The sequence below is a fragment of the Streptomyces atriruber genome, from assembly GCF_001418325.1.
Lineage (GTDB): Bacteria > Actinomycetota > Actinomycetes > Streptomycetales > Streptomycetaceae > Streptomyces > Streptomyces atriruber.
In genome coordinates this window covers 1-12,499 of record NZ_LIPN01000140.1, presented here as the reverse complement: position 1 = coordinate 12,499, position 12,499 = coordinate 1, and the positions used below count along the sequence as shown (strand labels likewise).

The 12,499-nt window shown below is 69.4% G+C and carries 13 protein-coding genes and 2 pseudogenes; 7 read left to right on the top strand and 8 right to left on the bottom strand.

The window, feature by feature from the left end:
* Positions 1-424: sigma-70 family RNA polymerase sigma factor (locus AOK03_RS16065; protein WP_157868958.1), on the top strand; the 424-nt coding region annotated here is incomplete at its 5' end.
* Between the two features lie 105 nt (positions 425-529).
* The gene (locus AOK03_RS16060) at positions 530-1,087 is read left to right on the top strand and encodes a TetR/AcrR family transcriptional regulator (protein ID WP_055565941.1); all 558 of its coding nucleotides are present in this window, start codon (positions 530-532) and stop codon (positions 1,085-1,087) included.
* Here the strand turns inward: AOK03_RS16060 and AOK03_RS16055 are convergent.
* Complete coding sequence (locus tag AOK03_RS16055; protein WP_079074751.1) at positions 1,041-1,658, bottom strand: peptidoglycan DD-metalloendopeptidase family protein; 618 nt, start codon at positions 1,656-1,658, stop codon at positions 1,041-1,043. The two genes, AOK03_RS16060 and AOK03_RS16055, sit on opposite strands and share 47 nt — an antisense overlap.
* Before the next feature lie 392 nt (positions 1,659-2,050).
* Here AOK03_RS16055 and rpsB point away from each other — a divergent pair, with 392 nt between their 5' ends.
* The 5 genes from rpsB to AOK03_RS16030 all read left to right on the top strand — a co-directional run bounded on the left by rpsB (position 2,051) and on the right by AOK03_RS16030 (position 6,711).
* Positions 2,051-2,965, top strand: a complete 915-nt coding sequence (gene rpsB, locus AOK03_RS16050) for a 30S ribosomal protein S2 (protein WP_055565940.1) — start codon at positions 2,051-2,053, stop codon at positions 2,963-2,965.
* Positions 2,966-3,066: 101 nt separating this feature from the next.
* A complete protein-coding gene (gene tsf, locus AOK03_RS16045; protein WP_055565939.1) occupies positions 3,067-3,903 on the top strand; it encodes a translation elongation factor Ts in 837 nt (278 codons plus the stop codon).
* A gap of 185 nt (positions 3,904-4,088) precedes the next feature.
* Positions 4,089-4,850: a UMP kinase gene (pyrH, locus tag AOK03_RS16040; RefSeq protein WP_055565938.1), complete on the top strand. Its 762-nt coding sequence runs from the start codon at positions 4,089-4,091 to the stop codon at positions 4,848-4,850.
* A gap of 156 nt (positions 4,851-5,006) precedes the next feature.
* Positions 5,007-5,564 (top strand): ribosome recycling factor, encoded by a 558-nt coding sequence (gene frr, locus AOK03_RS16035; protein ID WP_055565944.1) that lies wholly within the window; start codon positions 5,007-5,009, stop codon positions 5,562-5,564.
* 37 nt (positions 5,565-5,601) lie between these two features.
* Positions 5,602-6,711, top strand: a complete 1,110-nt coding sequence (locus AOK03_RS16030) for a phosphatidate cytidylyltransferase (RefSeq protein ID WP_079074750.1) — start codon at positions 5,602-5,604, stop codon at positions 6,709-6,711.
* 590 nt (positions 6,712-7,301) lie between these two features.
* On the opposite strand, the pseudogene AOK03_RS16025 reads toward AOK03_RS16030, so the two are convergent.
* The 7 genes and pseudogenes from AOK03_RS16025 to AOK03_RS42565 all read right to left on the bottom strand — a co-directional run.
* Positions 7,302-8,513: pseudogene (locus AOK03_RS16025) on the bottom strand (tyrosine-type recombinase/integrase); the annotation flags it as partial.
* 75 nt (positions 8,514-8,588) lie between these two features.
* Positions 8,589-8,834: a helix-turn-helix transcriptional regulator gene (locus AOK03_RS16020; RefSeq protein WP_055565937.1), complete on the bottom strand. Its 246-nt coding sequence runs from the start codon at positions 8,832-8,834 to the stop codon at positions 8,589-8,591.
* A gap of 462 nt (positions 8,835-9,296) precedes the next feature.
* A complete protein-coding gene (locus tag AOK03_RS16015; protein WP_055565942.1) occupies positions 9,297-10,772 on the bottom strand; it encodes an ABC transporter ATP-binding protein in 1,476 nt (491 codons plus the stop codon).
* Positions 10,773-10,774: 2 nt separating this feature from the next.
* On the bottom strand, positions 10,775-11,656 hold the full coding sequence (locus AOK03_RS16010) for a bifunctional DNA primase/polymerase (RefSeq protein WP_055565936.1): 882 nt from the start codon (positions 11,654-11,656) through the stop codon (positions 10,775-10,777).
* A gap of 96 nt (positions 11,657-11,752) precedes the next feature.
* On the bottom strand, positions 11,753-11,950 hold the full coding sequence (locus AOK03_RS16005; RefSeq protein WP_055565935.1) for a hypothetical protein: 198 nt from the start codon (positions 11,948-11,950) through the stop codon (positions 11,753-11,755).
* Between the two features lie 17 nt (positions 11,951-11,967).
* Positions 11,968-12,177 (bottom strand): hypothetical protein, encoded by a 210-nt coding sequence (locus AOK03_RS16000; RefSeq protein WP_055565934.1) that lies wholly within the window; start codon positions 12,175-12,177, stop codon positions 11,968-11,970.
* A 120-nt stretch (positions 12,178-12,297) separates the two neighbouring features.
* A pseudogene (locus AOK03_RS42565) lies at positions 12,298-12,499 on the bottom strand (hypothetical protein); the annotation flags it as partial.

Here is a 12,499-nt window from a genome sequence, read left to right as displayed (position 1 = left end):
GCTGGAGGCGCAGCTGCGGCGTACCCCCTCGGAGACCGAGGTCGCCGCCGAGATGGGGATCGCGCTGGAGGAACTGCACGCGGTTTTCAGCCAGTTGTCGCTCGCGAACGTGGTGGCGCTCGAAGAGCTGCTGCACGTCGGGGGCGACGGTGGCGACCGGCTCAGTCTGATGGACACGCTCGAGGACCACGCGGCCGACAACCCCGTCGAGGTCGCCGAGGACCGGGAGCTGCGCAGGCTGCTCGCGCGGGCCATCAACACGCTGCCGGAGCGTGAGAAGACCGTCGTGACGCTCTACTACTACGAGGGCCTGACGCTCGCCGAGATCGGCAACGTACTCGGGGTGACCGAGAGCCGGGTGAGTCAGATCCACACCAAGTCCGTGCTGCAGCTGCGCGCGAAGCTGGCGAGTTTTGGCCGCTGAGCGCGCTGAATCGTCCCTGCCCGGAGGGTGTGAGCGCGGGAGCGCCTCCCGCCCACGGCGTCCCGTCCGTAAAGTGGAGCTGTGCCAAGGATTCGAGCGGCCTCCGTGGCCGAGCACCGGTCGATGCAGCGCGGCGCCCTGCTGGACGCTGCGCGTTCCCTGCTGTCCGAAGGCGGTACGGAGGCGCTGACCTTCCCCGCACTCGCCGAGCGCACCGGGCTCGCCCGGTCCTCCGTGTACGAGTACTTCCGGTCGCGGGCGGCCGTGGTCGAAGAGCTGTGCGAGGTCGACTTCCCCGTCTGGGCGGCGGAGGTCTCGGCGGCGATGGAGTGCGCGGAATCGGCCGAGGGCAAGGTCGAGGCCTATGTGCGGCGGCAGCTGGCCCTGGTCGGGGACCGGCGGCACCGCGCCGTGGTCGCCATCTCCGCGAGCGAGCTCGACGCCGGGGCGCGGGAGAAGATCCGCGCCGCGCACGGCGGCCTCATCGCGATGATCGTCGAGGCGCTCGAGGAGCTGGGGCACGAGCAGCCCCGGATGGCCGCGATGCTGCTGCAGGGCATCGTGGACGCCGCGGTGCGGCGCATCGAGCTCGGGGTGGCGGAGCAGCCGGACGCCATCACGGAGGCAGCCGTGACCATGGCGCTGCGGGGAGTCCGGGGCTGAGTCCTCGTCCGTAGGCGTCCAGCTCTCGCCCGTAGACGTACTGCCCTCGCCCCTGGGCGTACGGGGGTGGTCGCAGCGGTCCCTGTGTCGGCAGCAGGCGTGAGGGGCCGTGGTGCAGCAGCCACGGTGGCAGGAGCGTCATGGGGTTCAGGTAGGTCTCGGCTCTGCGCAGGCCCCAGTGGAGGCAGCTCGTCGGGCAGTGGCCCGTCGGGCGCTCCAGGAAGCCCACCGGGGCGCCCGCCGCGACCTCTGCGCCCTTCTTCACCGTGGCCCGCACCGGTTCGTACGTCGTGCGCAGGGGCGGATCCCCCGTGCCGTCCAGCTCCACCACGACGACGCCTCGGCCCGCCACCCGGCCCGCGAAGGAGACGCGGCCCGGCGCCACCGCGCGCACCGCGGCGCCCGGGGCGGCGGCCAGGTCCACGCCGCGATGGCCCGCGCCGTACGCGGTCGCCGGAGGGCTCCAGCCGCGGACGACCGCGGGTCCGGTGCCCACCGGCCAGGTCGAGGCCGGGGTCAGGAAGGTCACGAGCAGGGCCGCCAGCGTCGGCAGCAGCAGTTCAGGGCGCATGCGAGAACCGTCCCGTGCCGGGCCCGCCCGTGGGGATCATGGTCCGATTCTGTGGACGACCGGCCGGTTGTGGATATCCCCGTCACCCGTGCAGGGGGAGCTGCCGCCCGTGCAGGAGGAGCCGCCGCCCGTGCCGGGGGAGCTCCGCCACCCGAGCGGCGGAAGCGCCGTCACCTGGTCAAGGGAAGCGGCGTCACCCGGTACCTCGCGGGTCCCGTACACTTCTTGTGGCGATCCGGGTCACCGGGTCGACTTCGCACGCCCCGACACCAGGCCATGAAACAGCCGGTGTCAGCGCCCCTCGGTCCCTAGTGGCAAGGCGCACAGCGGGCGTCAGGCGCGTGTGCCGTCCGGCACACGCGGCACAACCGAGATTCTCAAGGAGAACGGCCATGGCCGTCGTCACGATGCGGGAGCTGCTGGAAAGCGGCGTCCACTTCGGTCACCAGACCCGTCGCTGGAACCCGAAGATGAAGCGCTTCATCTTCACGGAGCGCAACGGCATCTACATCATCGACCTGCTCCAGTCGCTGTCGTACATCGACCGCGCCTACGAGTTCGTCAAGGAGACCGTTGCCCACGGCGGCACGGTCATGTTCGTCGGCACGAAGAAGCAGGCGCAGGAGGCCATCGCGGAGCAGGCCACCCGCGTCGGCATGCCCTACGTCAACCAGCGCTGGCTGGGCGGCATGCTCACCAACTTCTCGACCGTCTACAAGCGTCTGCAGCGCCTCAAGGAGCTCGAGCAGATCGACTTCGAGGACGTCGCCGCTTCGGGTCTCACCAAGAAGGAGCTTCTCGTGCTCTCGCGCGAGAAGGCCAAGCTGGAGAAGACCCTCGGTGGTATCCGCGAGATGCAGAAGGTGCCCAGCGCCGTCTGGATCGTGGACACCAAGAAGGAGCACATCGCGGTCGGCGAGGCCCGGAAGCTCAACATCCCGGTCGTCGCCATCCTCGACACCAACTGTGACCCCGACGAGGTCGACTACAAGATCCCGGGCAACGACGACGCGATCCGCTCCGTCACCCTGCTCACCCGCGTGATCGCCGACGCCGTCGCCGAGGGCCTCATCGCCCGTTCCGGCGTTGCCGCCGGTGACTCGAAGCCGGGCGAGAAGGCCCAGGGCGAGCCGCTCGCCGAGTGGGAGCGCGACCTGCTCGAGGGCGAGAAGAAGGCCGACGAGCCCAAGGCCGAGGAGCCGAAGGCTGCCGACGCCGAGGTTCAGAAGTCCGCCGAGACGGAGAAGGCCGCCGACGCCGAGCAGGCCGAGGCCCCCGCCGCGGCCGCGGACGCCGAGCAGGCCTGACCTCACAGGTTCGGTAGTTGACGGCGGGGGCCCGATCGGCCCCCGCCGTTCACCCGTAGACCTCCGTAGATCTTTCAGACTTCGAGAGAGAATTTTCGATCATGGCGAACTACACCGCCGCTGACGTCAAGAAGCTCCGTGAGCTCACGGGCGCCGGCATGATGGACTGCAAGAAGGCGCTCGACGAGGCCGAGGGCAACGTCGACAAGGCCGTCGAGGCGCTCCGCATCAAGGGCCAGAAGGGCGTCGCCAAGCGCGAGGGCCGTTCCGCCGAGAACGGCGCCGTGGTCTCCCTCATCGCCGACGACAACACCTCCGGTGTCATCGTCGAGCTGAAGTGCGAGACGGACTTCGTCGCCAAGGGCGAGAAGTTCCAGGCCGTCGCGAACAACCTCGCCGCCCACATCGCCAAGACGTCCCCGGCCGACCTCGACGCGCTGCTCGCGTCCGAGATCGAGGCCGGCAAGACCGTCCAGGCGTACGTGGACGAGGCCAACGCCAACCTCGGCGAGAAGATCGTCCTGGACCGCTTCGCGCAGTTCTCGGGCGCCTACGTCTCCGCGTACATGCACCGCACGATGCCCGACCTGCCCCCGCAGATCGGTGTCCTCGTCGAGCTGGACAAGGCCGACGCCGACGTCGCCAAGGGCATCGCCCAGCACATCGCCGCCTTCGCGCCGAAGTACCTCTCGCGTGAGGACGTCCCGGCCGACGTCGTCGAGTCCGAGCGCCGCGTCGCCGAGGAGACCACCCGCGCCGAGGGCAAGCCCGAGGCCGCCCTCCCGAAGATCGTCGAGGGTCGCGTCAACGGCTTCTTCAAGGAGGCCACCCTCCTCGGTCAGCCGTACGCGCTGGACAACAAGAAGTCGGTCGAGAAGGTTCTCGCCGAGGCCGGTGTCACCCTGAAGCGCTTCTCGCGCATCAAGGTCGGCATCTGAGTCCGTACCGCGATCGACGGTAGACCCAGATAGGGTCGACAGCGGTCGCCCGCGTACGGTCCTCGTGCGCGACGTACGACCGCAGGATCTGACGAGGAGGCCACTGCCGAGCATGGGATGCGAACGACACCCCACCGGCAGTGGCCTTCTTCGTATGTGTGCCGAGTAAGAGAAGCGAGAACCACATGACCACCCAGGCCGACTCGAAGAGCGATGACGGCAAAGTTGCCGGACGCTTCCTGCTGAAGCTCTCCGGCGAGGCGTTCGCCGGTGGGGGCGGCCTCGGGGTCGACCCCGACGTGGTGCACGCCATCGCCCGCGAGATCGCCGCCGTCGTCCGTGACGGCGCCCAGATCGCCATCGTCATCGGCGGAGGCAACTTCTTCCGCGGTGCCGAGCTCCAGCAGCGCGGCATGGACCGGGCCCGCTCCGACTACATGGGCATGCTCGGCACCGTCATGAACTGCCTCGCGCTGCAGGACTTCCTGGAGAAGGAAGGCATCGACTGCCGCGTCCAGACCGCCATCACGATGGGACAGGTCGCGGAGCCGTACATTCCGCTGCGTGCCGTGCGCCACCTGGAGAAGGGCCGCGTGGTCATCTTCGGCGCCGGCATGGGCATGCCGTACTTCTCCACCGACACCACCGCCGCGCAGCGCGCCCTGGAGATCGACGCCGAGGCGCTGCTGATGGGCAAGAACGGCGTGGACGGCGTCTACGACTCCGACCCGAAGACCAACCCCGACGCGGTGAAGTACGACTCCCTCGGCTACGGCGAGGTCATCACCCGCGACCTCAAGGTCGCCGACATGACCGCGATCACGCTGTGCCGGGACAACAAGCTGCCCATCCTGGTCTTCGAGCTGCTCTCCGAGGGCAATATCGCGCGGGCCGTCAAGGGTGAGAAGATCGGCACACTCGTGGGCGACCAGGGGAGCCGGGCCTGACCCCGAAGGACCTGGGCCAGCCTCAAGGAACGTACGCGAGACGGCCCTTGAGGGGATGGACAAAGGCCTGCCGGTCGGACACCGTGCAGGAAAGAGACGCGACGCAGCCGGCCGCCCCGTGCTAGCCGGGCCACTCAAGACACGCAGGAGCAAGTGGTGATCGAAGAGACCCTCCTCGAGGCCGAGGAGAAGATGGAGAAGGCCGTCGTGGTCGCCAAGGAGGACTTCGCCGCGATCCGCACCGGCCGTGCGCACCCGGCGATGTTCAACAAGATCGTGGCTGACTACTACGGCGCGCTGACGCCGATCAACCAGCTGGCCTCGTTCTCGGTGCCCGAGCCGCGGATGGCCGTGGTGACCCCGTTCGACAAGAGCGCGCTGCGCAACATCGAGCAGGCCATCCGGGACTCCGACCTCGGCGTCAACCCGAGCAACGACGGCAACATCATCCGGGTGACCTTCCCCGAGCTCACCCAGGACCGCCGCAAGGAGTACATCAAGGTCGCCAAGACCAAGGCCGAGGACTCCAAGATCTCGATCCGGTCGATCCGTCGCAAGGCCAAGGAGGCCTTCGACAAGGCGATCAAGGACGGCGACGTCGGCGAGGACGAGGGACGCCGCGCCGAGAAGGAGCTCGACGACACCACCGCGAAGTACGTCGCCCAGGTGGACGAGCTGCTCAAGCACAAGGAAGCCGAGCTGCTCGAAGTCTGAGCCGAGGCTCGAGTCCGAGGAATCAGGGAATCCATCCGTGAACGACTCTTCCTGGGGGGCGCCGCCCAGATCCGGGTATTCGGGGCCGTCCTACCAGGGGCCCGGCCAGGGGGCGACCCCGCCAGGTCCCGCGTACGATGCGCAGGACGCGCTGTTTCCGTCTGAGACGCAGCCCATGCCCATCGTGCCCGACGTACCCGTGAACGGCGGAGACCAGGACGACGACCGGGGGGCCACTCGGATGGGCGGCCCCCTGTTCCGTGACGAGCCTCCGCAGGAGCCCATGCCCAGCGCACCACAGCCGCAGCCCGCCCCGGCAGCACCGCAGAAGAAGAGCGCGGGCCGCGATCTCGGGGCAGCCATAGGAGTCGGTGTGGGACTCGGCGCGGTGATCATCGCGTCGCTGTTCATCGTCAAGGCCGTCTTCATCGGCGTCATAGCGGTCGCCGTCGTGGTCGGTCTCTGGGAGCTCACCTCCCGGCTCGAGGAGCGCAAGGGCATCAAGGCGCCGCTCGTGCCGCTCGCGGTGGGCGGCGCGGCGATGGTCGTCGCCGGGTACGTCCGCGGGGCCGAGGGCGCGTGGGTCGCGATGGCGCTCACCGCGCTCGCCGTCCTGGTCTGGCGGATGACCGAGCCGCCCGAGGGCTATCTGAAGGACGTCACGGCGGGCGTCTTCGCCGCCTTCTACGTGCCTTTCCTCGCCACCTTCGTGGCGCTGATGCTCACCGCGGACGACGGTGCGCAGCGGGTGCTCACCTTCCTGCTCCTGACCGTGGTCAGCGACACGGGTGCGTACGCGATCGGCTGGCGCTTCGGCAAGCACAAGCTGGCCCCGCGCATCAGCCCCGGCAAGACCCGCGAGGGCCTGGTCGGCGCGGTCACCTTCGCGATGGCCGCGGGCGCGCTGTGCCTTCAGTTCCTGATCGACGACGGTGCGTGGTGGCAGGGCCTCGTGATCGGCTTCGCGGTCGCGGCGAGCGCCACGCTCGGCGACCTCGGCGAGTCGATGATCAAGCGGGACCTCGGCATCAAGGACATGGGCACGCTGCTGCCCGGCCACGGCGGCATCATGGACCGCCTGGACTCCCTGCTGCCGACGGCGCCGGTGGTGTGGCTGCTGCTCGTGGCCTTCGTCGGGACCAGCTGATACGGGGTCTGACCTGCGTAGATGTACGTGAGGGGTTCGTTGTCCACAGGGCGGCGAGCCCCTTGTCGTATGTCTGCGACACTGGAAGGACCATGCCTGTACCCGGAGAACTCGCGTAATTCGGGTAGAGAACGGCCCCCTACCTGCGCTTTTAGCGTCGGTAGGGGGCCGTTTTCGTCGGTGTGGGCCGTCTCTGGGCCGTCAGAGCAGGATCAGTCCTCCAGGCCGGACCACTCCGCAGCGCTCTTGGGGACGCGAGCTACGAAGTACCGGGCGAGGGATTGATACGGCCGCTGGTCCACCGGGAACCGCTCGTTGAGGTTCTCGGCCTTCAGCAGCTCCAGGCCGTGGCTGCCGCAGTACTCGCGGACCCAGGCGTCGGCCGTGTCGACTGCGTGGTTGGGGTTGGTGCTCGCTGCCGTCATGATCTCGCCGAACGTGGGCCCCTTCGCCGTGGTCATCGCGCCGAGGAGCCACTGACCGCCGTAGCGGGCGCCATGCACATGGAAGACGGCCACACCGTCGCGGAACGCGCCGGACGGGATGTCCAGCGGACTTCGCACGTCGTAGGCGAGCGGCATGGGCGCAGTCCTCTCGATGGCCGCGCGGGTCCGGTCGTCGCTGCTCGGCATCAGGTGTGCGTACACCCGGAGTGTCAGGCCGGGGTCGGAGTGCCCCAGATGATGGCTGACGGCCTTTACGCTCACGCCGGCGTCAAGCAGAACGGACGCGTAGAAGTGCCTCAGGGCGTGCATGCCGTGCTCGCGGGCCGACTGGTGCTTGCCGTTGGCGTCGGCTTCGGGGATAAGGCCGGCGGCGGCGAGCGCTGGCTTCCACTCCTGGATGTTGAAGTTGCTGCGCCAGACGATCCCGTCGGCGGCGTTCGTGAACAGCAGGCGGGCCGACACCGAGGGACCGTCCGGCGTGCGCCAGGGGAGTGTGATCTCCACCGGTTTGAACGAGCCCATGTGGACGCGCATGGCTTCGGCGACAGACCGCGGCAGCGGTACGTCGCGTTCCTTGTTGCCCTTCGGCGGTGCGAACACGGCCGTGCCCCGGACCAGCTTCACCTGCCGGATCACTCGCAGGGTGGCCGACCCGAAGTCGAGTGCGTCCTCGGCGAGCCCCACGATTTCCCCTTGCCGAAGGCCGCATCCGCTGCCCGCGTCCACCATGGCTCGGTACCTCTCGGAGAGTGCAGCGCGGACAGCGGACACTTGCGAAGGAAGCCACGGCACGACGCGCCGCCTTTCTCCCGATGGGGGTCGGACAGATCTTGCGGAGCATGGATTGCGGGGGAGTAGGCCGTCGTCGACGGCTGCGCTGAGGATGGCTCGGACGTCGCCGTAGATGTTGCGTGCGTATCCGCCGCTTACGGCGGGGTTGCTGGCCAGGGTGCTGACGAGCTTTCGGATGTGCTCCGGGCGGAACGAGTCGAGCGGGCGCGAGCCGAGGATGGGAAATGCGTGCAGGCGTAGCCGCTGCTCGGTCGCGATCCGGCTGGACACGTCGGCGGTGTGAGCCTGGAGCCACTTCTCGGCGTAGCTCTTGAAGGTGATCCGGGCCGCGCGAGGATCGATGTAGTTGCCGCGCGACATGTCGGATGCGAGATCGGTGAGCCACTTCTCGGCGAGCCGCTTCTGTCCGTCGGGAAAGCTCTTGGACTTCTCGGAGCCGTCGGGGGCTACGTAGCGGGCGCGGTAGCGCTGCCCGACTCCGTGGCGGTCGGTCTTGGCCCGTACGTTCTTGCCGTCGGCGCCGGGTTCGGTCTTGTACCAGCGGTCTTGGACGTGGCCGGCCATGTGGTGACTATGTCTCCTCATGCAGAAGGGAAGGCCACCGAGGCGGCCTTCCCTTGGGGAACGGAGAGGGCGGGACTACGCCGCGTCAGCGTCGGCTTGCCGCTGCTGCACGACGTAGGCGCGGACGTCGGCGGGGTCGTAGCGCACGTGCTTGCCGACGCGGAAGCCGGGCGGGCCGGTGCGCTTCTTGCGCCACTGGTAGACGGTTTCCAGCGGTACCTCGAACATCGCGGCGATGTCGATGGGGGTCAGGTAGCGGTCGGGGAGACCGCCGCGAAGAGTGGCGCGAGGATCGACTTGTGCGGGACGGGATCGGCTCATGGGGTCCTCGGGGATGTGTCGTGTGGCGGTCGTTGTCCCTCAGGTGCGGACTCGTGTCCTAGGTGCGGATTTCTGCGTCATCGCGTCACCTGCGTCAATCAGGTCTCTGACCTGCGGGTTTGGATGACGCGGCAGGGTGGGGCTTGCGTCACCGGTGACACAGGCTCCGGCCATGGGGTGACGTGGGTGACGCGGGGTGACGCAGGATTCGCCGTCTGCGTCACCGGTGTCTGTGCTGGTCAGCGGCCGTCTGTCGAGCCGTGGTGACGCCGTGACGCAGATCTTCCCTACTTAGGAAAAAAAGGGGGTGGTTTCTGTGGTCGTACGTCGCTGCTTAGAGCGTGAAGAGCGGGCCGCTTCGCGGCGCGTCTTGTGCAGGGCGGCTGGCGCCGCCGAACAGCAAGAGGAGCACCCCGCGGCGTGGCGTGCTCCTCTTGCTTGTCCGCCCGGACGGGGCGGTGGTCAGAACCTGAACTGCTGCTCGTGCGGCGGCTTCGGGGTGGGGCGGCTGATCTCGATGTAGCGGGCGGCGCGGGTGCGGCCCCATTCGACCAGGACGCCGCGGGCGGCCAGGGTGGGCTGGATGCGCCGCAGCCGGTCGGAGAGCACTTTGCCGGTGGCGGGCCAGCCCTTGGGCAGGGGGCGGCAGTCCTCGCCGCTGTAGAGGGTGGTGAGGCAGTGCAGCCACTCGGCCGACGTCATCCGTGCCTCCTCGCCCGGGGCGAGTGAGGCGGCGTGCTGCAGGACGGTCTGCGCGAGCAGGTCGCCTTCGATGACGTCGTCGTTCAGGTCGTCCAGGCTGGCCCGGTAGGCGGCCAGGGTCCCGAAGCTCATGGCCGCGTCGAGCTGGGCGCACAGGTGGGCGAAGTCGGCCATGCGCAGGTCGGTGGGGGTTTCCGCTTCGGCCGCGCGGACCTTGACGGTGAGGTCGAGCAGGGAGCCGAGGACGGTGGGCAGGATCTCGGCGTACTCCGCCCACAGTTCCGCTTCGGTGCGCCGGACCTGGGGGCGTTCCAGGCGCAGGGTGAGGAGGCGTTCGGCGAGGTCGGGGCGGATGACGCCGACGTCGATGCCGGTGAGCAGCATCGGGCGGCGGTAGCGGGAGCGGACGACGTCGCCGTCGGTGAACAGGGCGCGTTTGATGCTCTCGGCTCCGGTGATGACGCAGCACATGAGGTCGGACAGGTCCGGGGGCAGGTGCGAGAGGTTGTCCAGGGCGGTGATCCATCCGGCGGCTACAGCCGTGATCATGTTCTCTTCATCCCTGGGTGCGCGGCGCAGGTCGCCGCTCATGCCCTCGATGATGCGGATGAGCATCCGTCCGGCGGTCGACTTGCCCGCGCCCTGCGGTCCGGTGAGGAACGGGGCCGGGACGGGGACGGACGGTTCGAGGCAGCCGATGAGCCAGGCGATGGCCAGGCACTCGGTCTGGGCGTCGGCGAAGTTGCACAGCCGCAGCAGCAGATCCAGGCCCTTGCCGCCCGTGTCCCGGGTGGGGATGGGGAGTTCGCCGGTCAGCTGGGTGCGCCGCCAGCAGACCTCTTCGGGGTCGGGGACGCGGATGTCCCAGCCGGTGGGGTGGATACGCACGGACTGTCCGTCGTCGCGGCCCAGGTCCAACCAGGTGGCACCGTCGAAGCCGGGGGCGACACGGATGTGCGTGGGCTGTACCTGCTCGGTGAGCGCGAGTGCTTCGATCAAGTCCAACGCCTCCTTGAGGGCGGTTCCGTTGAAGACGCCGACCCCGTCGCGGAAGAGGCCGACCATGAGTTCTTGGCGGTGGCTCCCGGTGGTGCCCTGGGAGCGGATGGGGCGGGCCACGGGGTGGCCGGTGCGCTGGGCGTACACGGTGCCGTCGACCGTGCGGAAGTACCGGAAGTGGGTCTGCGCGTAGTCGGTGATGACCTTGCGCGCCGGGTCCTTCTCCTCGTCGGACACGATCACAGTCCCAACTGCGCGCGGGCGTTGTTCCAGGCGTCGGTGCAGTGCCGCACGGTTTCGCCCTTGGCCTGCGCAGCGGTGAACAGGCGCCCGACGTGGGTGTCGGTGAGGCAGCCGCACCGGCCGTGCTTGGAGAGCACGGCCAGGAAGGTGCGATAGACGGTGGCGTGCACGCCACTGGCGGCCGCGGTGATGCGCTCCTCCGCCATCGCAAGGCCGCGGGCCAGGTAGGCCGGGGTGCGATGCGGGCAGGCCCCCTCGCCGTCCGGGGCGGACGCGGTGGCGGGCTGGGGCAAGGGCCGGATCGGGGCGAGCTTCACGGAGAGCGCCCGGACGGTGTCGGGCAGGGCGGTGGGGTGGCCGGTGCCGGGCCCGAGCCACCGTGCGTAGGACATGCGGGATTTGATGTCGATTCCGGGTCGTACGCCGTTGGCGGAGGGCATGGTGCCCAGGTAGATCCAGTGCTGACCGCGTGTGGTGGGGACGGTGCGGGTGCGCGGTAGGTGAGCGTGGGCCCAGGCGATGGCGTCGGCGTTGTCGAGGTCGACGACGGTCAGCCGTGCCCCGCCGGGGTGGTAGGCCACCGCGTTGGCGCGCCGCCAGGCGGCCGCCCAGGCGGTGGAGGTGAGGGTGTCGGGGTCGGTGGTTGCGGCAGCCCAGGCGTGGCAGGGGGCCGGGCAGGTGCAGGGCCCGGCCTGCTTCATGTTGGGGCGGCCGCCGCACGTGTTCTTGGCGCAGGCCGGGCAGTTGTTGAAGGGGGCCTTGCCCACACGCAGCGGCAAAACGGGGATGCCCTGCAAGGCGAGTGCGAGCGCGGTGGCCAGCAGCCGGGTCGGCTGCGGCTGGCGAGGGGCTCGCGGGGGCGGGGCACAAGGGGCCATGCTGGAGTTCTCCTGTTTCTCTCGAAGAGACGGGGGTGCCGGGGCGGTCAGCAGTTCTTTGGCGAGATGTGGCAGGCCGCCCCGGATACGGCGGTGTCAGGCCGCCAAGCCGTCGGCCGGACGGCGCTTGCCGCAGCAGGCCTGCTTGTTCGGGTAGTTGTCGAGTTGGCAGGCCGGGCAGGTCCACGGAAAGCCCGCCCGACGCGCGATACGGGCCAGCGCATCGATCTCGCCGCTGGTCTCGGCGTGACCGAGGAGCAGGGCGATGGCCTGGCTTTGAGCGGCGTGGTCCATGGCGTCTCCGTTCAGGGCTAGTCCTGGCCGTGCGGGCGGTCGTCAGCGGTCTGCGTGTGCGGGGGCCGGTTCGGGGTGGCGTTGTCCTCGTCGCTGTGGCTGACGAGGACGGCGACGCCGGACAGGAGCAAGATGAGCAGGGCGTTCAGCCATAGGGGCCGCCGGGCGGGGGCGACCGGGGTGATGCTGATCTCGTAGCGGGTGGGGGTGTGCTTGCCTAACAGCACGGTGCTACCTCCGAGTTGAGAACGTCGCGATGGCATGTGGTGCAGGGCCGGTCGGCCTGTCCGGCCTTCGCCCGCCCAGGTGGGCAGGCGAAGGCCAGGCGGAGCGACCGGAGTGGGGATTCAGGAGTCCTCGAACCTGATCTGCTCGCAGGCATCGCACATCGGTTCCTGCACGTCCTGGTCGCCGACTTCCCAGGCGAACGGGTCGCGGCGGACGGTCACGTCCGGCTTGTCTTCGTTGCAGTACTGGCAGCGCATCGGCTGCTCCCTTCCGGGCAACGGCGACGCCCCGCCCGAAACGGGGCGGGGCGTCGCCGTTGCC

Excerpts from the sequence above, each read along its gene's own strand:
- pyrH (WP_055565938.1), top strand. The coding sequence starts at position 4,089 with ATGACCACCCAGGCCGACTCGAAGAGCGATGACGGCAAAGTTGCCGGA.
- AOK03_RS16005 (WP_055565935.1), bottom strand. The coding sequence starts at position 11,950 with ATGGACCACGCCGCTCAAAGCCAGGCCATCGCCCTGCTCCTCGGTCAC.
- AOK03_RS16020 (WP_055565937.1), bottom strand. The coding sequence starts at position 8,834 with ATGAGCCGATCCCGTCCCGCACAAGTCGATCCTCGCGCCACTCTTCGC.
- rpsB (WP_055565940.1), top strand. The coding sequence starts at position 2,051 with ATGGCCGTCGTCACGATGCGGGAGCTGCTGGAAAGCGGCGTCCACTTC.
- AOK03_RS16055 (WP_079074751.1), bottom strand. The coding sequence starts at position 1,658 with ATGCGCCCTGAACTGCTGCTGCCGACGCTGGCGGCCCTGCTCGTGACC.
- tsf (WP_055565939.1), top strand. The coding sequence starts at position 3,067 with ATGGCGAACTACACCGCCGCTGACGTCAAGAAGCTCCGTGAGCTCACG.
- AOK03_RS16010 (WP_055565936.1), bottom strand. The coding sequence starts at position 11,656 with ATGGCCCCTTGTGCCCCGCCCCCGCGAGCCCCTCGCCAGCCGCAGCCG.